At 36.4% G+C, this 25741-nt stretch carries 24 protein-coding genes; 10 read left to right on the top strand and 14 right to left on the bottom strand.

The window, feature by feature from the left end; all coding sequences use genetic code 11:
• Positions 1-52: 52 nt before the first annotated feature.
• From AC06G9_RS17820 to AC06G9_RS17810, 3 genes are all read left to right on the top strand, one after another.
• A complete protein-coding gene (locus AC06G9_RS17820; RefSeq protein ID WP_480956871.1) occupies positions 53-1348 on the top strand; it encodes a murein hydrolase activator EnvC family protein in 1296 nt (431 codons plus the stop codon).
• A gap of 95 nt (positions 1349-1443) precedes the next feature.
• A complete protein-coding gene (locus tag AC06G9_RS17815; protein WP_045753019.1) occupies positions 1444-1644 on the top strand; it encodes a twin-arginine translocase TatA/TatE family subunit in 201 nt (66 codons plus the stop codon).
• Between the two features lie 155 nt (positions 1645-1799).
• Positions 1800-3266: a lytic transglycosylase domain-containing protein gene (locus tag AC06G9_RS17810; RefSeq protein WP_248755725.1), complete on the top strand. Its 1467-nt coding sequence runs from the start codon at positions 1800-1802 to the stop codon at positions 3264-3266.
• 77 nt (positions 3267-3343) lie between these two features.
• Here the strand turns inward: AC06G9_RS17810 and AC06G9_RS17805 are convergent, their stop codons facing one another.
• Both AC06G9_RS17805 and AC06G9_RS17800 read right to left on the bottom strand, forming a co-directional pair.
• Positions 3344-3856 (bottom strand): phosphoribosyltransferase family protein, encoded by a 513-nt coding sequence (locus tag AC06G9_RS17805; RefSeq protein ID WP_045755329.1) that lies wholly within the window; start codon positions 3854-3856, stop codon positions 3344-3346.
• A gap of 104 nt (positions 3857-3960) precedes the next feature.
• Positions 3961-4545 (bottom strand): C40 family peptidase, encoded by a 585-nt coding sequence (locus AC06G9_RS17800; protein WP_045753017.1) that lies wholly within the window; start codon positions 4543-4545, stop codon positions 3961-3963.
• A 529-nt stretch (positions 4546-5074) separates the two neighbouring features.
• Here AC06G9_RS17800 and thrA point away from each other — a divergent pair.
• The 5 genes from thrA to AC06G9_RS17775 all read left to right on the top strand — a co-directional run bounded on the left by thrA (position 5075) and on the right by AC06G9_RS17775 (position 12436).
• Entirely contained in the window at positions 5075-7522 is a 2448-nt protein-coding gene (gene thrA, locus AC06G9_RS17795) for a bifunctional aspartate kinase/homoserine dehydrogenase I (protein WP_045753016.1), read from the top strand.
• Positions 7523-7576: 54 nt separating this feature from the next.
• A complete protein-coding gene (locus AC06G9_RS17790) occupies positions 7577-8557 on the top strand; it encodes a homoserine kinase (RefSeq protein ID WP_045753015.1) in 981 nt (326 codons plus the stop codon).
• Positions 8558-8564: 7 nt separating this feature from the next.
• On the top strand, positions 8565-9872 hold the full coding sequence (gene thrC / locus AC06G9_RS17785; protein ID WP_346568006.1) for a threonine synthase: 1308 nt from the start codon (positions 8565-8567) through the stop codon (positions 9870-9872).
• Between the two features lie 128 nt (positions 9873-10000).
• A complete protein-coding gene (locus AC06G9_RS17780) occupies positions 10001-11188 on the top strand; it encodes a class I SAM-dependent rRNA methyltransferase (protein WP_045753013.1) in 1188 nt (395 codons plus the stop codon).
• Positions 11189-11233: 45 nt separating this feature from the next.
• Positions 11234-12436 carry an MFS transporter gene (locus AC06G9_RS17775; protein WP_480956870.1) on the top strand — a complete coding sequence of 401 codons (1203 nt, stop codon included), beginning with the start codon at positions 11234-11236 and terminating at the stop codon, positions 12434-12436.
• Between the two features lie 52 nt (positions 12437-12488).
• Here the strand turns inward: AC06G9_RS17775 and AC06G9_RS17770 are convergent, their stop codons facing one another.
• From AC06G9_RS17770 to AC06G9_RS17725, 10 genes are all read right to left on the bottom strand, one after another.
• Positions 12489-13250, bottom strand: a complete 762-nt coding sequence (locus tag AC06G9_RS17770) for an SGNH/GDSL hydrolase family protein (RefSeq protein ID WP_045753011.1) — start codon at positions 13248-13250, stop codon at positions 12489-12491.
• A gap of 37 nt (positions 13251-13287) precedes the next feature.
• Complete coding sequence (locus AC06G9_RS17765) at positions 13288-14475, bottom strand: aspartate aminotransferase family protein (protein WP_248755729.1); 1188 nt, start codon at positions 14473-14475, stop codon at positions 13288-13290.
• A gap of 56 nt (positions 14476-14531) precedes the next feature.
• A complete protein-coding gene (locus AC06G9_RS17760) occupies positions 14532-14960 on the bottom strand; it encodes a hypothetical protein (RefSeq protein WP_045753009.1) in 429 nt (142 codons plus the stop codon).
• Positions 14960-15793, bottom strand: coding sequence for a hypothetical protein (locus AC06G9_RS17755; protein ID WP_480956869.1), 834 nt, complete (start codon positions 15791-15793; stop codon positions 14960-14962). The genes AC06G9_RS17760 and AC06G9_RS17755 overlap by 1 nt, the downstream gene beginning before the upstream one ends.
• Before the next feature lie 34 nt (positions 15794-15827).
• Entirely contained in the window at positions 15828-16373 is a 546-nt protein-coding gene (locus AC06G9_RS17750; RefSeq protein WP_094771427.1) for an RNA polymerase sigma factor, read from the bottom strand.
• Positions 16374-16398: 25 nt separating this feature from the next.
• The gene (locus tag AC06G9_RS17745) at positions 16399-17352 is read right to left on the bottom strand and encodes a transketolase family protein (RefSeq protein ID WP_045753007.1); all 954 of its coding nucleotides are present in this window, start codon (positions 17350-17352) and stop codon (positions 16399-16401) included.
• A 114-nt stretch (positions 17353-17466) separates the two neighbouring features.
• Positions 17467-18315 carry a transketolase gene (locus tag AC06G9_RS17740; RefSeq protein ID WP_021192485.1) on the bottom strand — a complete coding sequence of 283 codons (849 nt, stop codon included), beginning with the start codon at positions 18313-18315 and terminating at the stop codon, positions 17467-17469.
• Positions 18316-18678: 363 nt separating this feature from the next.
• Positions 18679-19233 (bottom strand): NifU family protein, encoded by a 555-nt coding sequence (locus AC06G9_RS17735; protein WP_045753006.1) that lies wholly within the window; start codon positions 19231-19233, stop codon positions 18679-18681.
• A 74-nt stretch (positions 19234-19307) separates the two neighbouring features.
• Complete coding sequence (gene purB, locus AC06G9_RS17730; RefSeq protein WP_045753005.1) at positions 19308-20657, bottom strand: adenylosuccinate lyase; 1350 nt, start codon at positions 20655-20657, stop codon at positions 19308-19310.
• Between the two features lie 126 nt (positions 20658-20783).
• Positions 20784-21002, bottom strand: coding sequence for a hypothetical protein (locus AC06G9_RS17725; protein WP_094771375.1), 219 nt, complete (start codon positions 21000-21002; stop codon positions 20784-20786).
• 125 nt (positions 21003-21127) lie between these two features.
• Between AC06G9_RS17725 and AC06G9_RS17720 the strand changes: the two genes are divergently transcribed.
• Together AC06G9_RS17720 and AC06G9_RS17715 are read left to right on the top strand one after the other, a co-directional pair.
• Positions 21128-21385 (top strand): hypothetical protein, encoded by a 258-nt coding sequence (locus AC06G9_RS17720; RefSeq protein WP_480956868.1) that lies wholly within the window; start codon positions 21128-21130, stop codon positions 21383-21385.
• A 222-nt stretch (positions 21386-21607) separates the two neighbouring features.
• Positions 21608-22957 (top strand): acyl-CoA dehydrogenase family protein, encoded by a 1350-nt coding sequence (locus AC06G9_RS17715; protein ID WP_346575912.1) that lies wholly within the window; start codon positions 21608-21610, stop codon positions 22955-22957.
• A 392-nt stretch (positions 22958-23349) separates the two neighbouring features.
• On the opposite strand, the gene AC06G9_RS17710 is transcribed toward AC06G9_RS17715, so the two are convergent.
• Together AC06G9_RS17710 and AC06G9_RS17705 are read right to left on the bottom strand one after the other, a co-directional pair.
• The gene (locus AC06G9_RS17710; protein WP_094771377.1) at positions 23350-24168 is read right to left on the bottom strand and encodes a ZIP family metal transporter; all 819 of its coding nucleotides are present in this window, start codon (positions 24166-24168) and stop codon (positions 23350-23352) included.
• Positions 24169-24508: 340 nt separating this feature from the next.
• A complete protein-coding gene (locus AC06G9_RS17705) occupies positions 24509-25702 on the bottom strand; it encodes a dicarboxylate/amino acid:cation symporter (RefSeq protein WP_480956867.1) in 1194 nt (397 codons plus the stop codon).
• Positions 25703-25741: the final 39 nt, after the last annotated feature.

Here is a 25741-nt window from a genome sequence, read left to right as displayed (position 1 = left end):
TTAATGAAAAGATGTTAATTCGGACTCAACTGCTAGTAAAAGATTACTATAGATGAATTTAAAAAAGATAATACTAAGTCTACTTGCGTTTTTTTTGATGCTTGGAATCGGTTTTTCACAAACCCGGGCGGAGCTTGAAAAGAAACGTGAAAAAATAAATCGTGAAATAGCGGAACTTCAAAAGACGCTTAAGGAGACTACGACGGAAAAGATATTGACGCAGAAGCAGGTGAGTGCGCTGAGTAGTCAGATTAATCTTCGTCAAGAAAAAATTACTACCATTAGTTCTGAACTCAGTTTGATTAATCGCCAGATTAATGTCAATACTGCTGCTGTTGATAAATTGAAGGCTGAGTTGGAAAAGATGCGCAACGATTATGAGAAAATGATCATGTTTGCGTTTCGAAACCGTAATGCTTATAATAAATTGATGTTTATTTTCGCTTCAAAAGATTTTAATCAAGGGTTTCGACGTGTAAAATATTTGCAACAATTCAATGATTCACGGAAGTTAAAGGCGAGTGAGATTGAAGGGACTAAAAAACAAATTGAACAAAAGATCGCACAGCTTCAGGCTGATCGTAATAAACATAAACAGTTATTGAACGAACAAGAACAAGAGAAGAAAACGATCGCTCAGCAACGTGCTATTTTCTCGAATGAATTAAATTCTTTGATTACCACTGAAAGAGGTGTAAAACGCGATATTACGCAGAAACAAAAAGAGGAGCGTAAGTTAAGATCTGCCATTCAAGCAATCATTAAAAGAGAGATTGAAGCCGAGCGTAGAAGACAAGAAGCTGCTCGTAGAGCTGCAGAAGCTGCTGCGGCAAGAAGTGCTAAGAAAAACGACACTAAAGTAGAAGAAAAAGAGTCATCTAAATCTACTGCCCGTAAGTCGGATTCAGAGGTGTTGCGCGCTACTCCAGAAGCAGCCCGTCTATCGGCTGATTTTAGATCTAATCGCGGACGATTGCCATGGCCAGTTTCCAATGCTAAAATATTACAAAGTTTTGGTACAGATAGGACAGGAAGAAACGTGTCTGTGAGCCATGAGTCCTTGAAATTACAAACAGCAAGTGGCGCTACGGTTAAGTCGGTATTTTCTGGAACTGTAACAAGTACGTTAACGTTGAATGGACTTAAGGTGATCATCATTTCACATGGTGAATTCTTCTCGGTGTATAGCAACTTAGCAAGTTTTAGTGTTTCGAAAGGACAGAAAGTGTCTGCAGGTCAGTTTATTGGAACTGTTGCTAACGATCCTGATCTGGATGCGCCGGTACTGGATTTTCAAGTTTGGCAGGGTCAAATTCCGATGAATCCACAATCTTGGTTAGCAAATTAAAAAAATATAGAAATAAAAATTATTATGTACATTTGTTTTTAAGGTATAAGTGTATATACTCAAAGAGAATATTGAAAAACAGTAAATCATAAGTTATGTTGACATCAGGGTTATTAATAATGGGTATTGGGGGTCAGGAATTAATTATAATCGTTGTAATATTATTACTATTATTTGGCGGTAAAAAAATTCCTGAATTGATGCGTGGATTAGGTAAAGGTGTAAAAGAATTCAAAGACGGACAGAAAGAGGATTCTACAGATGATACTAAAGAGAAAACAACAGAGAATAAATAATTCTGTTGTGTGTTAGAAATAAGATTTTACCTCTTCGTAAAATCTTATTTCATTTTTTACCATTTCTAATCTTGTAAAAGAAAAGCGTATTTGAAAAAAATTATACTTTATTCTTAGGACGATTTAGTTCTAATTGTCAACCATAATTAAAAAAGATGATTGAAAAAAAGAGGACTCTATTCACCATAGGCTTAGCCATCACGACGTATTGTTTGTGTGCACAAGAAAGGTCTATAGATGAGATGAGAAATTCTACGCAAGCAATTATGTCTGCGAGTATTGATCGTGAAAATGCATCGATCTTACAACAGCTTGACAGCATTAAATTTGTTAATATAGGAGAGAAAGACGCCCAATCGATCGTCTTTGATATTGAAGATGTCAATGTTGTTCGAAAACTAAATTCCTTAGAACGTGAAGTCCCCTTAGACTACAACCAACATGTTCGCAAGTATATTGATCTTTACAATTCGAAAAATTATTCTGGGCATATGTCCCGAATGCTGGGACTGGCGCAATATTATTTTCCGCTTTACGAACGTATTTTGGCTGAAGTGGGCGTTCCTAAAGAAATAAAATACCTGTCGATTATTGAGTCTGCTTTAAATCCTCATGACGTATCACGTGTTGGAGCAACAGGACCGTGGCAATTTATGTATGGTACTGCTAAGATTTATAACTTAACGATGGATACGTATGTTGATGAACGTAAGGATCCTATTGCATCCAGTTATGCTGCTGCCAAATATATGAAAGAAGCTTATGCCGAATTTGGTGATTGGCTGTTAGCGATTGCTTCCTACAATTGTGGAAAGGGTGGAGTCAAACGTGCGATTTTAAGATCTGGAAAGATTCAACCTACATTTTGGGAAGTCGCACCTTATCTACCTAAGGAAACCAGAAATTATATTCCTGCTTACATCGCGATGACTTATACCTTAGGCTATGCACAGGAACATGGCATCGAAGCTCAGGAAAGTGAAATCGCTTTGAATACGCAGGTGTTAGAAGTTGATAAGTTTATTTCGATAGCTGAGGTTGCTAAGGCAATAAATGTTTCAGAAGAGAGCTTAAAACTGCTTAATCCGGCTTATAAGAAAGGAGTAGTCAATGGCTCCGATGAAATTCATCGCCGTTTAATTATTCCTGCACTGGGTGACGGCATCAATAAAGATCAACTTTATCTAGCGCTCAATACAACAGTAGAAGCTCCTGTTCAATCCATTGCGGCTGTAGACGCTGATATTCGTAAGAATAGTAAAGGTAGTGCCCAGCCTAGTCGCCATCAAGTGCGTAGAGGAGAAACCTTGGCTATAATTGCGAGAAAGTATGATGTTAGTGTTCAAAATTTAAAAGCTTGGAATAACGTGAGCGGATCTTCTGTAAAGGCCGGAACTTCTTTAGTTGTCAATAGCAATGGAATAAATAGCCGATTAGCTCAGAAAGCTACTGCAAGCTCGTCCAAAAAGTCAACTGTTCTGGTATATACTGTCAAGAAAGGTGATACACTTTCTGAAATAGCGAATAATAAGGGGGTGTCTCTATCTAAATTGAAAGCGGATAATAATTTATCACACACAAAACTAAAGCCTGGAATGAAATTGAAAATCAATAAGGGTTAGCATCAAGATGTCAATCTATAAAAAATTAAAAGCCTTCCATACGGAAGGCTTTTAATTTTTTATATCGTTTTATGCTCTTATACAAGCCACGCTGCATCATCTTCTGCTTCAAAACCTTGCAGATTAACTTCTACATGTTCCTTCAAGATGGTCGATAGTTTTAATCCATAATAATCACTTACAATAGGGAATTTTGGGTGACTTCGGTCAATAAGTACGGCAGTACGCATTTTCTTAATTGGAACGTTTAAGAATACCCCTAATCCATAAGCAAGCGTTCTTCCGCTATTCAATACATCATCAACTAAGATTAAGGTTTTATTTTTAGCTCCTTCAATGGGTTGATCGGTCTCTGCTTTTAATGAACGACTTGTTTTACTCATCGTCACCTTTAAGAGCTCAATATTTTTATCTGATATTTCTTCTAATATTTTTTGCAAGCGTTGTGCAAAAACATAACCTCTATCCGCAATACCTACTAACACCAACGTATTTTCTTCAAAATTATCTTCTAAAATCTGATAAGCGATACGTATCGATTTTTGTTTGATTTGTTCTTTATCTAGTATGAGCGTTTTCTTTGACGACATAATGGTATTAAATTTATTTAAGCGTAAAAGTACTAAAATCTTTGCAAAAAAAAGTCCGAATGTCAATACATTCGGACTCGTTATCGTGGCGTGAAAAAATCAAATTAATTGAATTTATCTGCTTTTTCACCATTTAATATCTCAGCAGTAAGTGATTTGTTATCATCAGGTAATCTACCACCATCATAATAATAACGTCTCCAATATGCTTCTCCTAAGTTGCTAATCATAACACCTTTGCTTGAAGAAGCATGGGCAAATTTATTATCACCAATATAAACCCCAACGTGCGTAATACTTTTACTTCTGATCTTAAAGAACACCAAATCACCAGCTTTTAAATCATCTTTCTTTACTGGTTTTATTTGAGAATATTGGTTACGGCTATTATAGCCTAAAGTTGTATTAAAAACTTTATCGTACAATTCAAAAGAGAATTTTGAACAATCGATACCTCTTTTGGAGTCACCTCCTAAGCGGTAAGGAGTTCCTAACCATTCATAAACAAATTGATATAATTTTGTGTTTGTAGTTGCTGAAACCGCAACACCCATGATTTGGGAGAAGTATTCTTTAGCGAGATTGTCCGGGTCTGATTCCGGTTTAGATTGGGTTTTGGTTGATTGTGCCTGCGACACTAGACATAAGCCTATAAATAGCATTGAAGCTAATATTTTCTTTGTTTTCATTAAATCGCTTTTATGTACAACTTTAACTTATTCTTTTATTATTAGATGTTAACTATTTTGGACATCACTGTTGCGAATATAATACAACTCATCTTACTTTGCAAAAAATATGACAAGTATTTAACGAAGTTTTAACGTTTTTAACACTTTTTTTATTGAAACGCAATTTATCGAGGTAGAATAAATTGTAAGCATCCAACGACAGGTATATGTGTATTATAAAAATTACATGTAGTACTTAATAATATGTTATTTATATATAAGATGAGCTTTTCTTAAGAAATATCAAAAAAAACATTAATTTATTTTGATACTTGATAAATAATCCCTTATATTTACGAAAGTAAAATAAAAAAGAATGAAAACGACTACAATTATTACATCGATTATTATTACCACCGGGATAAAACTTAGGAGGAGGTAGTTTCGTTGTATAGAAATGTAGACAAGATATTTCGCAAACGCCTTCCTCTCTGAGTGAAGGCGTTTTTTTTTATGCTTTAAAACAAACAACTAAACAGTATACATTATGAAAATTTTAAAATTTGGAGGAACGTCGGTAGGCTCTGCAGATAGCATCAAAGCAGTACTTCGTATTGTGAAGAAATCGTATGATTCCGGGGAACAACCGTTGGTAGTTTTATCGGCCATGTCGGGAGTCACAAATTTATTATGTAAAATGGCCGTAGATGCTTCTGAAGGAAAATCATTTCATGAAGATTTAGCATTAATCGAAACCAAGCACTTTGAGGTGATCAAGAAATTAATCACAGTTAAATATCAAAATCCAGTATTCACGAAACTAAAATTATTTTTCAATGAAATTGAAGAGTTATTACAGGGGATCTATGCGCTAAGGGAGCTGAGCGAACAAAGTAAGGATTTGATCGTCAGTTATGGCGAACGTTGTTCGACTTTTATGGTATCTAAGATTTCGGAACAAGATTTGGCGGCATCACTATTTGTCGATGCATCGCATTATATTAAAACCGATTCTCATTTTGGACATGCACATGTCAATGACCAGTTGACAGAGCAACTTGTTAAATCTTTGTATCTAACAAATAGCGATAAACTCATGTTTGTAACTGGGTTTATAGCATCTAATGAGAACGGACGAATGACGACTTTAGGTAGAGGTGGGTCAGATTATACAGCTGCAATCTTTGGTTCTATTTTAAATGCAACAGCGATCGAAATATGGACAGATGTAAATGGTATGCTGACAGCGGATCCACGTATTGTTAAAAAAGCATTTTCATTGCCCGTTCTATCCTATACAGAGGCTATGGAGTTGTCCTATTTTGGTGCTAAGGTCATCTATCCGCCCACTATGATTCCTGCTTTTCTAAAGAAAATACCAATTGTTATCCGCAATACTTTTGAACCTGATTTTGCAGGTACTTTTATTCAATTTGAAAGTGGTAAAACAACTTTACCAATAAAAGGTATCTCTTCGATCGAAGAAATATCTGTTATCAATCTTACGGGTTCGGGTATGATTGGTAAATCTGGATTTAGTGGTCGATTATTTACTTTATTAGCGCGAGAGCAGATCAATGTGGTTTTGATTACGCAGTCTTCGTCTGAGCACAGTATTACTTTTGCAGTCAATCCTGAGGATGCATTACGCGCCAAGAGTTTGATCGAGAATGAGTTTGAATTGGAAATACAAGTTAATAAACTCATCCAACCAGAGATCGAAAACAATTTATCTGTTTTAGCCATAGTAGGTGAGAATATGAAAAAAACTCCAGGAATGTCTGGCCGGTTATTTTCCTCTTTGGGAAGAAATGGGATCAATGTACGTGCTATAGCTCAGGGATCTTCGGAGTATAATATATCTGTTATTATTTCAAAGAGTGATTTATCAAAAGCACTGAATGCTGTGCATGATGCCTTTTTTGCGGAACTTAAAAAAACGCTTTATGTGTTTAATTTGGGAACAGGAAATATTGGTTCTACTTTATTTAAGCAATTGGAGAGTCAATATGATTTCTTGTTGAGTAAAAACGATCTTGAGATCAAGGTTGTCGGTATTTCAAATAGCAAGAAAATGTTGTTTAAACTAGATGGTGTTGATTTAGCAAATTGGGATACGGAACTAATGGAGCAAGGGGAAGATGCTGACCTAGCCGTTTTTGTAGAACGTATGAAAGGCTTTAATCTTCCAAATTGTGTATTTATAGATAATACAGCAAGTCGATTGCCTTCTACTTATTACGAGGGAATTTTTCAATCTAATATTTCGATCGTGACGTGTAATAAAATTGCTAATTCTGGAAAGTACGAACAATATAAAACACTACGTGAAACTGCTCATAAGCATGGTGTGGACTTCTTTTATGAAACCAATGTTGGTGCTGGTCTGCCTATCGTGCGTGTTTTGAAAGACCTGATGTTAAGTGGTGACCGTATCGTTAAAATCGAAGCTATTCTTTCTGGAACGATCTCTTATATCTTTAATAATTTTAAAGACGATGTATCTTTTTATGATGTGGTAAAACAAGCACAAGATTTGGGTTATACGGAGCCAGACCCTCGTGACGATTTAGGTGGAGTCGATTTTATGCGTAAAATGTTGATTTTAGCGCGTGACGCAGGTTATACCATCGAAGCGGAGGATGTCAATTTAGGCGCCATATTGCCTGAAGCATGTTTGAAAGCAGATTCAGTAGAATCTTTCTATGAAGAACTTAAAAATGAGAACAGTTATTTTGAGGCCTTAAAAGAAAAGGCTCGTCTTGAAAATAAAGTGATCCGTTATATCGGGAAATTGGAAGATGGAGTTGTGTCTATTTCTGTACAGATCGTTGATGACAAGCATCCTTTCTATGCCCTGTCGGGAAGTGATAATATTATCTCGTTCACCACAGAGCGTTACAAAGAAAGACCATTGGTGGTTAAAGGACCTGGTGCCGGTGCTGAAGTAACAGCTGCAGGAGTATTTGCAGATTTAGTAAATGTAGGCGCTTAATCAAAAGTTTCACAGACCTGTTATTGCTTTGGATAACAGTCATAAAAATTAAATATGAAAACTTCTCTATCGAAGAAAAAGATAAATCTGGATAATATGTTGGATCACGTTCATGTTTTCGCTCCAGCAACCGTAGCGAATATGATTTGTGGTTTTGATATTTTGGGGTTCGCTTTAGATGAACCAGGAGATGAAGTAATCATGCGGAGAAAAAGTACTGCAGGTGTTGTCATCACTAAAATTACGGGTGATGACGGTCGTCTTCCTCTGGATGCAGACAAAAATACAGTGTCTGCATGTGTACAGTTTCTACTGCAGCATCTGGAGTTACATGATGAGGTGGGAGTGGAAATAGAACTGCATAAACATATGCCTATAGGATCAGGTTTGGGATCAAGTGCGGCAAGTACCGTTGCAGGTCTATTTGCTATTAATAAAATGTTGGGTGATCCACTTTCAAAAGAAGAACTATTGCCTTTTTGTGTGGAAGGCGAACGACTGGCATGTGGACATGGTCATGCGGATAATGTAGCGCCTTCGTTATTTGGTGGCATTACATTGATCAGAGGACATGACCCATTGGATCTAATTCCTTTACCTGTACCAGAAGAACTTGTTGCTGCTGTGGTGTTTCCGCAGGTTGATGTTCCCACACGCGATGCGCGTCAACTGATTAAAGAAAAGGTGCTGTTAAAAGATGCCGTCATCCAATGGGGAAATATTGCAGGATTAATAGCAGGATTGTTTAAAAATGATTATGATCTCATATCGCGAAGTATGCAGGATGTACTCATCGAGCCAACACGAGCGATCTTGATCCCCCAGTTTTATGAGATGAAGCAAATTGCATTAGAAAATGGTGCGTTGAGTTTTGGAATATCGGGTTCTGGACCTTCAGTTGTAGCTATTACAAGAGATAAGGAGGTTGCTAAGCAGATTGTTGATCAGATTAAAGCGCATCTCTCCGAATCAGAAATTGAAAGTTATGGTTATGTATCGGGTGTAAATGTTGATGGCCCTAAAGTATTAAATTAAGATTATTATGAAATTTTACAGTACCAATAATAAAGCATTACGTGTTTCTTTCAAAGAAGCAGTTTTTAATTCATTGCCTGCCGATAAAGGACTTTATATGCCTGAGGCCATTCCTCAACTGGATCCTTATTTTATAAAAAATATACAGCAATATTCGCTGCAGGAAATTGCATTTACAGTAGCGCAGGCTTTTATTGAAGATGATATTCCTGCAGATGTGTTGAGGGATATTATCGCGGATGCTATTAATTTTGAAGCACCTGTCAAGTTTTTGAGCCCAGATACTGCGGTATTAGAACTATTTCACGGTCCTTCGTACGCCTTTAAAGATTTTGGAGCTCGGTTTATGAGTCGTGTAATGGCTTATTTTTCGGGTGCAGATGATGCTTTATTGGATGTTCTGGTCGCGACATCTGGAGATACGGGTGGAGCCGTTGCGTTAGGTTTCTTGGGGGTAGCAGGTACACGTGTCACCATCTTATATCCAAAAGGTAAGGTTTCTGAAATTCAGGAATTACAGTTGACCACCAATGGACAGAATATAAGAGCCATTGAAATTGATGGAACGTTTGATGATTGTCAAGCATTGGTTAAACGTGCTTTCAACGATCCGGAGCTTAATGAACATCTGAGATTAACTTCCGCTAATTCCATTAATATCGCACGTTTGATCCCACAGACATTTTACTATTTTTATGCTTATGCACAGTTGAAGGCACAGGGTTCAGATCGAGTTGTCTTTACGGTTCCAAGTGGTAACTTTGGTAATATCGGTGCCGGGTTATTGGCTTTCAAGATGGGTCTTCCGGTCGAGCAGTTTGTTGCTGCTACCAATGCGAACGATACCGTGCCCCGTTTTATTAAATCTGGAAAATATGAACCCAAGCCATCTGTACAAACATTAGCCAATGCTATGGATGTTGGTGATCCTAGTAATTGGGTTCGTATTCAAGATTTATTTGATAATAATCTCGATGACTTAAAGAGCATGATCACTACTTATACCTATACGGATAAGGAAACTAAGGCTGCTATGGAACAGTTACATCATACTTATCATTATGTTGCTTGCCCACATACCGCTATTGCTTGGTTAGGTTCACAAGCCTACCGCGGCGAACATCCAGGTTCTTATGGATCGGTGTTTCTATCCACAGCGCATCCTTGTAAATTTCCGGATGCTATTTCTGAGCAGGTATTCAGTAAAATTAAATTGCCTGTAGGGGTAGAACAGTTACACAACAAACCTAAAGTTGTAGAAGCTTTTTCTGCTGATTATGCTGTTTTTAAGAATTACTTAATTACGCATAAATAATTGAAAAGGCCCATTGAGATGGGCCTTTTCAATTCTCATGCTCTTCGTGATGAATTTGGATTTAATTTTCTGATAAATTTAATTAGCAAGATGTTTCAAATAACTTGAAAACCTGTACTTTTGTTGCGATGAAAAAAATTATTCTGAATAAGGGGAAAGATAAGGCAGCTTGGCAACTTCATCCTTGGGTGTTTTCTGGTGCAATAAAACGGATAGATGGTACACCCGATAATGGGGATGTTGTTACTGTTTTTAATGCAGAAAATGAGTTTATTGCTTTCGGACTTTTTCACGATTCATCTCGTGTAGCTGTTCGTTTATTAGAATGGCACCCTGATCAGCAAATCAACGAACAATGGTGGAGAAAGCGTATTCAAAAAGCTGTAGACGCACGCCGCCATTTATTAATTGAGGGAAAGAATGATACGGCAAGGTTGATCTTTGCTGAAGCAGATTTTGTGCCGGGATTGATTGTCGATAAGTATGCTGATTTTATTTCAATACAGGTGCATGCAGCTGGTATTGAAAAAATCAAGGATGTGGTTATAGATGAACTTAATACATTATTAAGTCCTAAGGGAATATATGAGCGTTCAGATCTGAAGTCGCGTGAACATGAGGGATTGCCCGATACAAATGGTTTACTTTTTGGTGAACTCCCTCCTGAATTTGTAGAAATTATTGAAAATGGTATCCGTTATCAGGTCAATATTATTGATGGCCAAAAATCAGGTTTTTATTGTGACCAACGAGAGAATAGGGCGTTAACAGCTCAATATGTGAAAGGTAAAAAGGTCTTGGATTGCTTTTGTTATTCAGGAGGTTTTACGTTAAATGCTTTCCATGAAGGTGCGGCAAGTGTTACATCTGTAGACAGCTCTGCTTTAGCGATTGAAACGTTAAGACGCAATATACTGTTAAATGGCTATAGTGAAGAGAACCATATCGCGATCCAGTCGGATGTGAATAAGCAATTGAAAGTTTTTGCTGAAGAGCATCAAAAATTTGATGTCATTGTCTTAGATCCACCAAAATATGCTCCTTCCAGATCTTCACTGGAACGTGCATCACGTGCATATAAGGATCTTAATCGGAGAGGTTTATTGCTTTTAGAATCAGGAGGCTTATTGGCCACTTTTTCATGTTCTTCAGCCATGGATATCGATACTTTTAAACAAGTATTGGCATGGGCAGCATTGGATGCGGGCAAAGAAATACAATTTATCAGACAATTTCATCAGCCAGATGATCATCCGGTGAGAGCATCATTCCCAGAAGGGGAATATTTAAAAGGATTATTAGTAAGAGTTATTTAAAAAAACAAAAGAGGTTTCTAATATGAGGGACCTCTTTTTTACGTTATGGAAGTACAAAATAATAAGATCAGACCTGAGTTTTCTATTTTACTCGCAGTTAGTTTTGCACATTTATTAAATGACTTGATTCAGGGAGTCATTCCATCAGTTTATCCCTTATTGAAAGAAGAACATCAATTAAGTTTTTCACAAATTGGTATGATCACATTTGTGTATCAAATTGCAGCATCGATTTTCCAACCTGTCGTTGGTTCTTTTACCGATAAAAATCCGATTCCTTATTCCCAAATTATCGGTATGACCTTTTCAATTGCGGGTATGGCGCTGTTTGCTTATGCACCTAGCTACGCACTGATTTTATGTGCTGTATTTCTAGTTGGAATAGGATCATCTATCTTTCATCCTGAATCCTCACGTGTGGCCTATATGGCATCAGGAGGTAAACGAAGTATGGCGCAGTCGATTTTTCAGATAGGAGGAAATGCAGGAACAGCATTAGCTCCTATTATTGTTGCTTATTTGGTTTTACCACAAGGACAGTCTTCTATTGCTTGGTTTTGTGCGATTGGGCTTATCGGTCAGCTTGTTTCGTTTTACATTGGAAACTGGTATAGTAGGAGGCTGAAAAATAGAGCCAAAAATGCTTTAAATGCTATCAAAATACCTGATCTCTCGGAAGCCCGAGTGGTGTCAACTGTTATTATATTGATGCTATTAATTATTTCTAAGTATTTTTATATCGCTAGTATTACCAATTACTTTCAGTTTTATACCATGGAAAAGTTCGGTATAACAGAGATTCAAGCACAAGTATATTTATTTTACTTCTTAATTGCTGTCGCAGCTGGCACCTTATTAGGTGGTTTATTTGGCGATCGTTTTGGAAGGAAATACGTCATATGGTTTTCGGTATTGGGAGTAGCACCATTTTCTTTACTGCTGCCTTATGTTGATTATACCATGACAGGGGTTTTAGTTGTGATTATTGGTTTAATTTTGTCTTCCGCTTTTCCTGCCATTATTGTGTATGCACAGGAGTTGTTGCCCAAGAAATTAGGTATGGTATCTGGATTGTTCTATGGTTTTGCTTTTGGTATGGGAGGTTTAGGTTCTGCATTGTTAGGATGGCAGGCCGATCACACATCGATTGAGTTTATTTATCATATCTGTTCTTATTTGCCTTTGATAGGTGTAGTTGCCTATTTCTTGCCCAATCTGCAAAAGACTCCATATAAAGAAGTTTTGTAAATCAGCTTAGCAGTTATATAAAATAAATAAAGCGCTCTATAGAGCGCTTTATTTATTTTATAACATCAAGCCAACCCTTGGCCATTAGACTAGCGCCTGCCAATGAAGTATGGACACCGTCTGTTGTCCAATAAGATCCAGAAGCTTTACGCTGTGCTTGATCAAAAATCGATTGGTACGAAATTAGTGCCGCATCAAATTCTTTGGAAATCTCAACACAAGCATTTTGATAAGCTAAGAAGTCTGGATACCAATCGTCAGTAACATGTTTTACATCTTTTACTCCAAATGGTTCTCCAATGATCAATTTCACTTGAGGTAATTTGGATAGTGTTTGTTGCAATAAATCTTGATATTGTTTTTTAAACAGTTCAGGTGTATTTGTTGCTCCACTATCTTTTGTTCTCCAAAAATCATTCACCCCAATCAAGATACTTAAAATAGTAGGTTGAAGATCGATGGTATCTTGCTGCCATCTATTTTGCAAGTCAGGTACTCGGTTGCCACTGATACCGCGATTGTATATTTTTAGATTTTTGTCCGCATATTTTTCAAGCAGACTTGCAGCAGCAAGATTGACATAACCTGATCCTAGGGCACCATTATCATTCACATTTTTATTGTTTCGATCTCGACCATTATCGGTGATCGAGTCTCCCTGAAATAGGATAATATCGTTCTGATTTATAGTAATCTTTTTTGATTTCTTTAAACTGGTCATACTTTCAGCCTGAGCAGAAAACAAATTAGCGTTCGTTAATAAGGTGGCGCCAACAATACTTTTGGTAATAAATGATCTCCTATTAGTTTTCATATTTGGTTATACGTTGATAGCTTAAATATAAAAAAAACTAACCATACTTTTCAATACCGTCAAGGATAATTTTACATGCCTTCTCAATTTCTTCGTTTGAAATGGTCAAAGGGGGAGCGACGCGCAACGCTGTTTCACAGTGTAGATACCAATCAATCATGATTCCTTGTTGTGCACAATAATTGCTGACATTATATACTTGTTCAAAGTTTTCAAGCTGCAGGCACATCATCAATCCTTTACCTCTAATTTCTTTAATTTTAGGATGTTGCAGGAGGTTTCTAAATAATTGTTCCTTTTCAGCTACTTGTTCCACTAATTGATCTTCTAGGATTACTTCTAAAGAAGCTTTTGCTGCAGCACAACTTACGGGGTGTCCACCAAAGGTCGTAATATGGCCCAGCATAGGATTATCTTTGATCACATCCATCACCTGCTTAGCTGCTACAAATGCACCTAGTGGCATGCCACCGCCAATACCTTTGGCAAGCATTAAAATATCAGGAACTATACCATAGTGTTCAAAAGCAAATAATCTGCCGGTTCTACCAAAGCCAGTTTGGATTTCATCGAATACCAGTAATGCTCCTGTTTCATCGCATCGTTTACGTAAAGCCTGCATATAGGCAACATCTGGTACACGTACTCCAGCTTCTCCTTGAATGGCTTCAATAATGACTGCAGCCGTTTTATCTGTAATATGCGCTAGGTCTGCGATATCATTGAAAGTTATGAATTCAATCTCCGGAAGTAGCGGTGCATAAGCCGTATGGTATTCTTCATTACCGATAAGACTTAAGGCTCCTTGTGTACTACCATGGTACGCTTTTTTTGCAGCGATAATTTGTCTTCTACCTGTAAAACGCTTTGCGACCTTCATGCTTCCTTCAACAGCTTCAGCTCCTGAATTTGTAAAATATACGGATTCAAAGTGTTTTGGAAGAACGGCTAGTAAATCGCTTGCAAATTCAACTTGTGGGGCTTGTACAAATTCACCATATACAGTCACATGTAGGTACTTCTCCAGTTGTTGTTGGATCGCTTGGATTACCTTAGGATTTCTATGTCCAATATTACTGACATTGAAACCAGACACCAAGTCCATATATTCTTCACCATTGGGTCCATATAAATAAACTCCTTCTGCTTTAGCTATTTCAATCATTCTAGGTGAATTAGATGTCTGAGCGGTATTGAGAAGAAAAAGTTGGCGGTTATTTAGCATCTTATGATTTGTTTAAAAAAAAGAAGAAGTCTTTTGGACTTCTTCTCATATGCGTATTAATTATTGTTTTTTCGATTATTGAGAGATTTGATCAAATATTCTCGGAACTCCTGCTCTACTTGAAAAAATTGAGAGGATCGCGAAGTTCCAATAACTTTAGAAAATTTCTCACGGTAATTTTTCTTGATCTCCAATTCTTTGGCATCATAAGCGATGACATCTCGAGACCCTCCTCTTAGATTATTTCGGGAAGGACTGTTTCCCGTTTTAGCTTTTTTAACGCTCCACATCTCCTTGGAGTATTCATTATAAATAGGAAAAAAATCTTGAGCTTCTTTGCGTGATAAATTTAGCTCTCTTGTAATAAAAGCAATTTTTTCATTTTCAATGATTTGAAAACGTTCATTGTCCTGTGCATAAGTTGTTGATAAACCTATGATACAGAAACAAAATATGATCATTATATTCTTAATTTTCGACATCATTATAACGTATATTTAAGATAATCCTCAATATCTTCGTCCTTAACTTTACTATTTGTTCCTACTATATCTTCATCGTCGATATATTTAGCAACATAGAGTAGATCGTCACTATTTCCTGTTTGTGCCAAGTAATTAATAATTTCCTGATCAGAAACATGACTCAGGTTTTTTTGTTCATCTTGAACGTTGTTATTTTGTATTCCAAAGTAACCACCTATACTTAAAACGGTTGCCAGAGATGCAGCTACCGCATATTTGTTCCAAGAAATTTTTCTTTTGATAGAACGAACAGTAGAAGTCTCAACAGGAATATCTAAATCCAAATCTGCACGAATCGTTTTAGTAATTGTAGCATTTAATGCTTCAAAATAACCCTTAGGAGCTTCAAAGCCATCTTTAGAAACGATTTGCCTTAAATTGTCCGTAGTTATTTTAGCGGATAGTTGATCATTGAATTCATTGAAATATAAAGACGGGGTTACAAATCCATCTTGAGTTACTTTCGATTTTAAATTATCTTCCGCTACTTTTATTAATATATCATTTTGTAAAGAAGAAAAGTAATGATCTGGATGACTAAAACCATCGGTTTTAACCTGATCTTTTAATTTTTCTTCAGATACTTTACTTAAGATATTTTGTTGAAGTTTTTCAAAATAGCCAACAGGTACATCGATATTTTTTTTCTGTAATGATTCCAATTTGACCTGGGAGATTAGAGACTCATGGAGATCTTTAAAGTATCCTTCAGGCACATCAAAAGGATTTACACGTAGTGAATCGGGTAGATTATTGGCTTCCATTCCCTCATGATATGTGTTATTTTCCTTCATAGTAAATCATTAGAGTATCTTAATCAAAAAAGGTTTAATCGTTGTTATGAAAAAAAGCTTCTATTTTTTTTACTGCTAAATGATACGATGCTTTTAAGGCACCGACACTTGTTCCTAATACTTGTGAGATCTCATCATATTTCATATCATCGAAGTATTTCATGTTGAAAACAAGTTTTTGCTTTTCTGGTAATGTTAATAAAGCTTGTTGCAATTTCATTTGTGCTTTATCACCACTAAAGTAACTACCACTTGATAAAGAGTCAGCTAAATAAGCAGAACTATCGTCATCCAACGATACGTTCTGCTTCAGTTTTTTCTTATTCAAGAATGTGATACATTCATTGGTTGCGATGCGGTAAAGCCATGTATACAATTGGGAATCCTCTCTGAAGTTTGCCAAATTGCGCCATACTTTGATAAATATGTCTTGTACAACATCATCCGCATCATCATGATCAATGACCATTCTTCTCACATGCCAATATATTTTTTGCTGATATTTAGTCAGCAGATGATTAAATGCTTCTTCACGCGTACTTTCGTTAGCAAATTTTGAAATAATTAAAGCATCTTCCATATAGTGACGTTGTGATCGTTGTTTTTTATTTTCTATTAATAACACGTTGTGCAGCCGCAACAATTGCAGCAGCATTCAAACCATATTTTTCCATTAATTGAGCGGGAGTACCTGATTCACCGAAGCTATCATCAACTGCAACAAATTCTTGTGGACTTGGTAAGTTTTTCGCTAATACTTGAGCAACACTGTCACCCAAACCGCCTAAACGATTGTGTTCTTCAGCAGTTACTACACATTTTGTTTTAGCAACAGATTTTAAGATCGCCTCTTCATCCAATGGTTTGATCGTGTGGATGTTGATGATCTCAGCATCAATGCCCAATTCTGCTAATTGCTCACCAGCTTGGATTGCTTCCCATACCAAATGACCTGTAGCGATAATCGTTACGTCAGTTCCTTCATTTAATGTTACCGCTTTTCCGATTACAAACTCTTGATCAGCAGGGGTAAAGTTAGGAACAACAGGACGTCCAAAACGTAAGTAAACAGGACCTTCAAATTTTGCAGCAGCAATTGTTGCAGCTTTAGTTTGATTGAAATCACAAGGATTGATCACTGTCATGCCTGGTAACATTTTCATCAAACCGATATCTTCTAATATTTGGTGAGTAGCACCATCTTCACCCAATGTTAATCCAGCGTGTGAAGCAGCTATTTTAACATTTTTGTCTGAATATGCAATAGATTGACGAATTTGATCGTAAACGCGACCCGTCGAGAAGTTGGCAAATGTACCTGTAAAAGGAATTTTACCACCAATTGTCAAACCAGCAGCAATTCCCATCATGTTTGCTTCAGCAATACCAATTTGGAAAAAACGCTCTGGGAATTCATTTATAAAATCGTTCATTTTTAATGAACCGATTAAATCAGCACATAAAGCAACAACATTTTCGTTTTGTTTACCTGCTTCTAATAATCCAGCACCAAATCCTGAACGGGTATCTTTTGATTCTGTGAAAGTATATTTTTTCATTTTTTACTAGTATGGAGTAGTTAGTATGGAATAGGTAGTATATAGATTTTTTTTAATGACGTTTGATGGTCAATTTCTAAATACTAATGTCTTAAATACTAATATCTAATATAATTAATAATCGCCCAAAGTTTCTGTTAACTGACCTAAAGCCGAAGCCAATTGATCATTGTTTGGAGCAACACCGTGCCATTTGTGAGATCCCATCATGAAATCAACACCATTACCCATTTCAGTATGTAATAATATAATAACCGGTTTACCTTTACCTGTATGCGATTTCGCTTCTTCAAGTCCAGCAACTACAGAGGTCATATCATTACCTTTTGCTACTTCTAGTACATCCCATCCAAAAGCTTCCCATTTCGCGCGAAGATCGCCTAATGAAAGAACTTGATCTGTAGAACCATCAATTTGAGCACGATTATAATCAACCGCTGCAATCAGATTGTCTACTTTATTATGAGGAGCATACATTGCTGCTTCCCAAACTTGACCTTCTTGCAATTCACCATCACCCATTAAAACATACACTAAATTTGTGTCTTTGTTTAATTTTTTAGCTTGAGCAGCACCAATTGCAGCAGAAAGTCCCTGACCTAAAGATCCAGAAGCAATACGAATTCCAGGAAGACCTTCGTGAGTAGTCGGGTGTCCTTGAAGACGAGAATTGATTTTTCTGAAAGTAGCTAATTCGCTTACTTCAAAGTATCCTGCACGTGCAAGTGTACTGTAGAAAACGGGCGAAATGTGACCATTTGATAAGAAAAATAAATCTTCACCGATGCCATCCATATCAAAAGATGGATTACGTTTCATTGCATTGAAATAAAGAGCAACTAAGTAGTCCGTACAACCTAATGATCCACCTGGGTGGCCAGATTGACAAGCATGTACCATGCGTACGATGTCACGTCTTACTTGTGATGCAATTTGTTCTAGTTTATTGATATCTGCACTCATTTTAATATATTGATTTCACAATTAGCCGTAAAGTTAGTCATTTTTAACAGAGTAGGGGTTATAAATTGTAAATTTTAAGGATAAAATAGCTATTCAAATAACGTCTTCTGGATCCCTATAAGAACAACATATATTTTTTTTGAAAACATGGCATTAAAAAGTCTTCCAAAAAAAATGTCCATGGAATAACTTTGATTGGGATTTTCTTGATTTCTTCCTCCATATGATTTCTTTTGTTCATATCCGAGCCCAATATATGGCGGTTAAAATTAGCGCAAGGGAGAGGTGTCCAAAGGTATTTTCAATCCATAAAAAAAGCCGTTCACAAGATGGAACGGCTTTATATTTGATATCGTTTTATACTTACATCGATTCAGCAACAACTTCTTCAACTTCTGGCACCATACGTTTTAATAAACCTTCTATACCAGATTTTAAGGTGATACTTGAAGAAGGGCAACCACTACATGATCCCCGTAGCTCTACTGTCACAATACCACTATCAAATGATTTGTATGCAATAGCACCACCATCTTGCTCTACTGCAGGACGTACATAATCATGCAATACCTGTTGGATCTTGATTTCGATATCCGACCCTTCAAAAGTAACATCCTCTGTATGTTCGATTGGTTTTACAGCAAGTTCAGATTCTATAGCACCTTTTATGAAGTCTTTTAATAGCGCTTCGATATCAGTCCACTCAGCATCATCACTCTTCGTAATGGTCACAAAATTACTTGCGAAAAATACGCCGTTTACAAAGTTAAATTTAAATAATTCCTTTGCGAAAGCAGATTCTTGTGCTTTATCCTTATCCGGATAATCCAAACTACCGTTGATCAACAATTTATTGACCAAAAATTTCATCGTAGATGGATTCGGAGTGGATTCTGTATATACGTTAATTGTTGCCATATTAATCAGTGTCTATTTCAAAAAACAAATATAAGCTAAATATCAGGTGATGTTAGTCATTAAAGCGTAAAAGCTTATAGACTTACACCGGTATAGTTAGCAGGGCTGATTGATTTTAATTCTGCCTTTACTTGGTCTGTCACCTTTAAGTTGTCCACAAATTCGGCTATAGTAACTTCCGTTACGTGCGTATTGGTACGTGTCAGATCTTTTAAAGCCTCGTAAGGTTTTGGATATCCTTCTCTTCTCAACACTGTTTGTATCGCTTCAGCAACGACAGCCCAATTGTTATTAAGATCCGCCTGTAGCGCAGTTTCATTTAAAATCAATTTGCGTAGACCTCGTAATGTAGATTTTATTGCTATTAACGTATGCGCAAATGGAACACCAATATTACGTAATACGGTTGAGTCTGTTAAATCACGTTGTAAACGAGAGATCGGCAATTTTGCAGCTAAATGTTCAAATAGTGCATTTGCAATCCCTAAGTTTCCTTCAGCATTTTCGAAATCAATAGGATTGACTTTATGCGGCATCGCTGAAGATCCTATTTGACCAGCTGTAATTTTTTGCTTAAAATACTCCATGGATACATAGGTCCAGATATCGCGACACAAGTCGATCAGAATTGTATTAATACGTTTGAATGCATCACAACTTGCAGCAAAGTTATCATAATGTTCAATTTGAGTGGTTGTTTGCGAACGGCTCAAACCAAGTGATTCATTGACAAATTTATTTCCAAAAGCGACCCAGTCGGTTTGTGGATATGCGACATGGTGCGCATTAAAATTACCCGTTGCTCCACCAAATTTGGCCGAGTAAGGCACTGCTTTCAGTTGCTCAAACTGACGTTCAATACGTTCTACAAAAACTTTAATTTCTTTACCCAAGCGCGTTGGGGAAGCGGGTTGACCATGCGTACGTGCCAACATGGATACGTTTGACCAATCTGTAGACAATTGTGTTAATTCTTGAATCAATTCTTCAATCGCAGGTGTGTAAACATGTGCAATAGCATCTTTCCATGAATATGGGATTGCTGTGTTATTGATATCTTGTGAAGTTAATCCAAAGTGGATAAATTCCAAAGAATCATGCAATCCTAATTTTTCAAATTTATCTTTCAAGAAGTATTCAACTGCTTTTACATCATGGTTAGTTACTTTTTCAGTATTTTTAATCCAAGTTGCATCTTCTTCTGTAAAATTTCTATAAAGGTCACGTAATTTTTCATTTAACGAGCCATCAAAATGACTTAATTGTTCAATTCCTGATTCAGAAAGTGCGATGAAATATTCAACTTCTACTAAAACTCGATATTTGATTAAGGCAAATTCTGAAAAATAAGCCCCTAATTCTTGAGTTGCGTTATGATAACGACCGTCTACTGGAGATACGGCGGTAAGTGATGATAAGGCCATAATACGTTTTTGTTTGTGCAAAGGTAAAAAAATGAGGGGAGCTTATCAATTTAAATCAGAGGTATATAACAAAAAAAAGCTCCAACAAGTGGAGCTTTTAATATTTTTAAAATCAGTTCCCTGAAATTAGTGAGCAGCTTTTGCTGAATCAATAGCAACTTTAGCTGAATCAACTACAGTTTTAGCTGAATCGATAGCTGTGTTAGCTGAATCAATAACAGTGTTAGCTGAATCAATAGCTAATGAATCAGAAGTAGTTTCTGATTTGTTAGCAGTACCATTACAAGAAGCGAAAGCTACAGTTAAAGCTAATCCTAAGAAAGCGAATTTGAATGAATTTTTCATTTTGATGTTATTAAATTTTATTAAATTTTTTTATTCATAGGTTTATACCTTAAATATGAAAAGGTAACCCATTTATTTTTATTTTTTTTTAAAAGAAAGCTTACATCACTAAAATGTAAGCTTTTATGTTGTCAACAGTACTAAATTATTTTTTAGTAACAGCAGAATCAACTTTCGCAGCAGCAGAATCAACTTTTGCAGCAGCAGAGTCAACTTTGTTAGCAGCTGAATCTAATACAGTAGCAGCAGAATCAACTAAAGCAGCAGCTGAATCAGCAGAAGCGTTAGTTTTAGTTTCAGCACCACCACAAGAAGCGAAAGCTACAGCTAATCCTAAGAAAGCGAATTTGAATGAATTTTTCATTTTGATTTTTCTAAATTAATGGAAACAAAATTGTTATTTAAACATTAATACTTAGAATGATAAAAGGTAACCTTCAAAATGGATTATTTTTTTATTAAATATTTATACGTTGATTATCAGTTATTTATATTTTATGTTTTTTGTAATTTATCTGTTGATTTTCTGTTGGAAGAACTTTTTATTTTAAATACCGTATATTGAAGAGACAAATTGTTGACAGTTAATTTTAAAGAAGGAGACTATGTTTGATAAAATGAAAAATATTTTAGACCTCTTGAAGGTCGTTGATTTAGAAAAACTGAACGAAATTTCTCAAAAAATTGATTTAGGTCAGGTATTGAATGCGGTATCCAAGATGGACGATCATCAGTTGAGGGGAGCGATGAAGCTGCTAACCGCATCCGGTAAGAAAAAAGAGTTGCCTCCTATTAACGGAGATTTCTATCATATTGAAGATAAGTTATCTACTGAAGACAAGATCATCCAACTGAAAGTGCGTGATTTTATGGAGAAAGAAATCAGCCCTATTGTTAATAATTATTGGTTAAGAGATGAGTTTCCGTTTGAAATTATTGAAAAGTTTGCGGCATTAAATATTTGCGGATATACCTATGAGGGCTACGGTTGTGCAGGCGGGAGCTCTTTGATGGAGGGAGTGATCGCTGCAGAGATCGCTCGAGTAGATGCATCGATAGCGACATTTTTCGGTGTGCAAAGTGGCTTAGCTATGGGCTCTATTTATATTTGTGGTTCAGAAGCGCAAAAAGAAGAATGGTTGCCGCGTATGCAGCAGATGAAAGTTATTGGTGCTTTTGGTTTAACAGAGCCCGAAGTCGGATCAGGTGCGGCAGGAGGGTTGACTTGTACCTGTAAAAAAACCGAATCTGGTTGGGTTTTGAATGGACAAAAGAAGTGGATTGGAAATAGTACTTTTTCAGATATCACCATTATTTGGGCACGAGATCTGGATGATGGACAGGTGAAGGGTTTTATCGTGCGTAAGGAAAATCCAGGTTTTGCCGTAGAAAAGATAAAAGGAAAGATGGCACTGCGAATTGTTCAGAATGGTTTGATTACGTTGACTGATTGTGTGGTACCAGAATCCGACCGATTGCAAAACGCCAATAGTTTCAAAGACACAGCTAAAGTGTTGCAGATGACAAGAGCGGGTGTAGCTTGGATGGCAGTGGGTTGTGCAAGAGGAGCTTATGAAAATGCACTTGATTATACGCGCAAGCGTGAACAATTTGGAAAACCGATTGCCTCATTTCAATTGATTCAAAACCATTTGGTCGAAATGCTCTCTAATTTAACGGCAATGCAAACCTTAGTTTATCGTTTATCTGAAATGCAAGATAACGGTGATTTAAAAGATGAACATGCTTCTCTAGCTAAAGTTTTTTGTTCATTAAGAACACGAGATATTGTATCCAAAGCACGAGAAGTAATGGGCGGAAATGGAATTTTATTAGAATATAATGTTGCTCGATTTTTGGCCGATGCCGAAGCAATATATTCTTATGAAGGAACAAAAGAAATTAATTCTCTAATTGTAGGGCGAAGCATAACGGGTTTCAGTGCATTTGTCTAACACATTATTTATGAAATAAAACTAAAAATAATTTTAGTGTTTTTGTGATTGCTGAAAGTTTGCTAGGTATAATTGAATTGTAAAATTTTTCAGTCTGCATTCTTTTGTCAAAAAATAGAAATACTGAAAGAAAGTGAGAATCAGGCTGTACACATTTGTTCTTGGATTAGAAATGTTATATGATTGCGTACTTAGGCGATTCTCTATCAATAAAAAAAGATCAGGCTAATAAGCTCTGATCTTTTTTTATTGACAGATGTACGATTTAGATGAGCACTCCTTGAATGATGTTCATTTTCTGTAGATCGTGTCGATTTTATTACAAATCTTTAATTAAAAACAAATTTCTGCCTGAAATAATGGTTGGTCATTTCTGTATACGCAGGACATTATTATCCTAAAGCGACATCCAATGTCATCATTAAAATAAATCCTCCAATAAATCCTATTGTTGCAATATCTGAATTTTTATTTTGTTGTGCTTCTGGAATTACTTCTTCTACTACGACAAAAATCATGGCTCCTGCCGCAAATGCCAGTGCGTATGGAAGTATCGGAGTAAAGGTGACTACAGCCATTGCTCCTAAAACACCAGCAATAGGTTCTACGATTGCCGATGCTTGTCCGTAGAAAAAACTTTTACGTCTGCTCAGTCCCATTCTTCTTAAAGGCATAGCGACAGCAATACCTTCTGGGAAATTTTGCAGTCCGATTCCTATTGCCAGTATAACTGCGCCTGCAATTGTCGCTTCTGGAACACCTGCTGCAACACTCCCAAAAAGGACACCCACGGCAAGTCCCTCAGGAATATTGTGAAGTGTAATGGCTAAAATCATTAGCGTCGTTTTCTGCCATGGGGTCTTTACACCCTCTACTTTCTTAAAATTGATATGTAGATGCGGTAAAACCTTGTCTATGCTAAATAGGAATGCGGCACCGATGAGAAATCCAACGACAGCTGGGACAACTTGTATAAAACCTGTTCCCTCACTCATGTCGATCGCCGGTATGAGAAGGCTCCAGACACTTGCAGCTACCATAACCCCGCCCGTAAATCCCAGCATGCCGTCCAGCACATTCTTATTCATTTCTTTAAAAAGAAACACAAAGGCAGCTCCTAAAGCAGTCACTAGCCAAGTAAACAATGTTGCATACAAAGCTGCTAAAATCGGGTCGATGCTTTCAAGGTAGGAGATAATTGATTCAATCATAGTATATGCTAATTCTTTATTTTATCCATCTTAAGATCTATTCGTTTATGGGTGCAACAGCGCTTTAACAAGGCGAAAATCTATTGATTTTGCTGGCCATTTTAGTTTAACTGTGTTTTAAAACTTCAAGCTTAAAAATATAATAAGTCCGAGATGGTATTTAACAAAAGTAATAAGTTAGATTGAACTAACAAATATATTTCTAACATTTTTGTTAGTTTGTGCTAATAATAATTAATTCAGCTATTATTAGCATGCAATTGCATTACCTTTAGAGGTCTCATTGTGTTGAATTGATTTTTAAAATATCCATGTCCCACGTTTTGACCGAGTTGCTTTTTTAAGCAGCTGCTTCCTGTGCTTGGTCTATTTTTCCTTTTTTAAAGATGGCATTTAATACAATTGCTATTGCGCCGTCTCCAGTTACGTTGCAGGCAGTACCGAAACTATCCATGGCGATGTATAACGCTATCATTAAAGCTTGATTTTCAGTATTGAATCCAAGCATACTGCCGATAATGCCTATAGCCGCCATAATGGCTCCACCTGGTACACCTGGAGCTGCAATCATCGTGACCCCCAGCATACAGATAAATCCCATCATTTGTACAAAATCTATAGGAATGCCTTGCATCATCATGAGTGCAAGTACACATGCAACTATTTTTAGTGTGCTACCCGCAAGATGTATTGTCGCGCATAAAGGGATACTGAAATTGGCAATATCTTCATCAACACCTAGTTTTTTTGTTTGTTTTAGCGTTACAGGAATCGTTGCTGCGGAAGATTGTGTTCCTAAGGCAGTGAAATAAGCAGGTAGCATACCGATCAATAATTTGAATGGATTTTGTTTAGAAGCTATACCTGCTATGATAAATTGAATGACAAGTAAAAGAATATGAATGACGAATATAATACCGATGATTTTAATAAAGACATGTAATATCGTGAATACTTTACCGGTATAAGTCATATCGTAAAAAATACCAAGAATAAAAAAGGGGAGTAGTGGTATGATCATTTTTTCAATGATAAAACTGATCACTTTTTCAAAATCAATAAATACTTTTTCTAATGTCGAGTTTTCCAATTTTGATAAACCGATGCCAATACAGAATGCAAGCACCAATGCAGACATGACATCAAATAGCGGTGGAAATTCAATGGTAAAATATGGGCTAAGTGTTTTCGTGCTTTCGGTAATGAGCTCGGTATTGATCTGATTTTGGAGCAAAGATGGAAATATGCTCATACTGACTGTGTATGAAAAAAGTCCGGCAAATAACGTAGATCCGTATGCGATCAGTACAGTCGTTAGTAATAGTTTTCCTGCAGTTTTTCCAAGTTGGGCAATTGATGGGATAATTAATCCAACGATAATCAATGGGATCAAAAATTTCAAAAATTGGTCAAAGAGAAAGTTATATGTTGTCAATATGCGCCCTAATGATTCAGGAAGATAGAGCCCTAGTAGAATTCCAGAAATAATAGCAATGATTACTTTAAAAAGAAGATTCTCCGTAATTTTTTTCATTTGATTCATAATTATATATTCATTTATCCCGTTTTCCTG

The sequence above is a fragment of the Sphingobacterium sp. MAE genome, from assembly GCF_056711605.1.
The sequence above is the reverse complement of the archived record's forward strand: the minus strand, read 5'-3'. Positions and strand labels throughout refer to the sequence as shown.

Bases quoted from the DNA above. Each gene is read 5' to 3' on its own strand.
- AC06G9_RS17815 (WP_045753019.1), top strand. From the start codon at position 1,444: ATGTTGACATCAGGGTTATTAATAATGGGTATTGGGGGTCAGGAATTA.
- AC06G9_RS17820 (WP_480956871.1), top strand. From the start codon at position 53: ATGAATTTAAAAAAGATAATACTAAGTCTACTTGCGTTTTTTTTGATG.
- AC06G9_RS17755 (WP_480956869.1), bottom strand. From the start codon at position 15,793: ATGAAGGAAAATAACACATATCATGAGGGAATGGAAGCCAATAATCTA.
- AC06G9_RS17770 (WP_045753011.1), bottom strand. From the start codon at position 13,250: ATGAAAACTAATAGGAGATCATTTATTACCAAAAGTATTGTTGGCGCC.
- AC06G9_RS17805 (WP_045755329.1), bottom strand. From the start codon at position 3,856: ATGTCGTCAAAGAAAACGCTCATACTAGATAAAGAACAAATCAAACAA.
- AC06G9_RS17750 (WP_094771427.1), bottom strand. From the start codon at position 16,373: ATGGAAGATGCTTTAATTATTTCAAAATTTGCTAACGAAAGTACGCGT.
- AC06G9_RS17760 (WP_045753009.1), bottom strand. From the start codon at position 14,960: ATGATGTCGAAAATTAAGAATATAATGATCATATTTTGTTTCTGTATC.
- AC06G9_RS17775 (WP_480956870.1), top strand. From the start codon at position 11,234: ATGGAAGTACAAAATAATAAGATCAGACCTGAGTTTTCTATTTTACTC.
- AC06G9_RS17715 (WP_346575912.1), top strand. From the start codon at position 21,608: ATGTTTGATAAAATGAAAAATATTTTAGACCTCTTGAAGGTCGTTGAT.
- AC06G9_RS17800 (WP_045753017.1), bottom strand. From the start codon at position 4,545: ATGAAAACAAAGAAAATATTAGCTTCAATGCTATTTATAGGCTTATGT.
- AC06G9_RS17725 (WP_094771375.1), bottom strand. From the start codon at position 21,002: ATGAAAAATTCATTCAAATTCGCTTTCTTAGGATTAGCTTTAACTGTA.
- thrC (WP_346568006.1), top strand. From the start codon at position 8,565: ATGAAATTTTACAGTACCAATAATAAAGCATTACGTGTTTCTTTCAAA.
- AC06G9_RS17705 (WP_480956867.1), bottom strand. From the start codon at position 25,702: ATGAAAAAAATTACGGAGAATCTTCTTTTTAAAGTAATCATTGCTATT.
- AC06G9_RS17810 (WP_248755725.1), top strand. From the start codon at position 1,800: ATGATTGAAAAAAAGAGGACTCTATTCACCATAGGCTTAGCCATCACG.
- AC06G9_RS17790 (WP_045753015.1), top strand. From the start codon at position 7,577: ATGAAAACTTCTCTATCGAAGAAAAAGATAAATCTGGATAATATGTTG.
- AC06G9_RS17780 (WP_045753013.1), top strand. From the start codon at position 10,001: ATGAAAAAAATTATTCTGAATAAGGGGAAAGATAAGGCAGCTTGGCAA.
- thrA (WP_045753016.1), top strand. From the start codon at position 5,075: ATGAAAATTTTAAAATTTGGAGGAACGTCGGTAGGCTCTGCAGATAGC.
- AC06G9_RS17740 (WP_021192485.1), bottom strand. From the start codon at position 18,315: ATGAGTGCAGATATCAATAAACTAGAACAAATTGCATCACAAGTAAGA.
- AC06G9_RS17765 (WP_248755729.1), bottom strand. From the start codon at position 14,475: ATGCTAAATAACCGCCAACTTTTTCTTCTCAATACCGCTCAGACATCT.
- AC06G9_RS17745 (WP_045753007.1), bottom strand. From the start codon at position 17,352: ATGAAAAAATATACTTTCACAGAATCAAAAGATACCCGTTCAGGATTT.
- AC06G9_RS17720 (WP_480956868.1), top strand. From the start codon at position 21,128: ATGTTGTCAACAGTACTAAATTATTTTTTAGTAACAGCAGAATCAACT.
- AC06G9_RS17735 (WP_045753006.1), bottom strand. From the start codon at position 19,233: ATGGCAACAATTAACGTATATACAGAATCCACTCCGAATCCATCTACG.
- AC06G9_RS17710 (WP_094771377.1), bottom strand. From the start codon at position 24,168: ATGATTGAATCAATTATCTCCTACCTTGAAAGCATCGACCCGATTTTA.
- purB (WP_045753005.1), bottom strand. From the start codon at position 20,657: ATGGCCTTATCATCACTTACCGCCGTATCTCCAGTAGACGGTCGTTAT.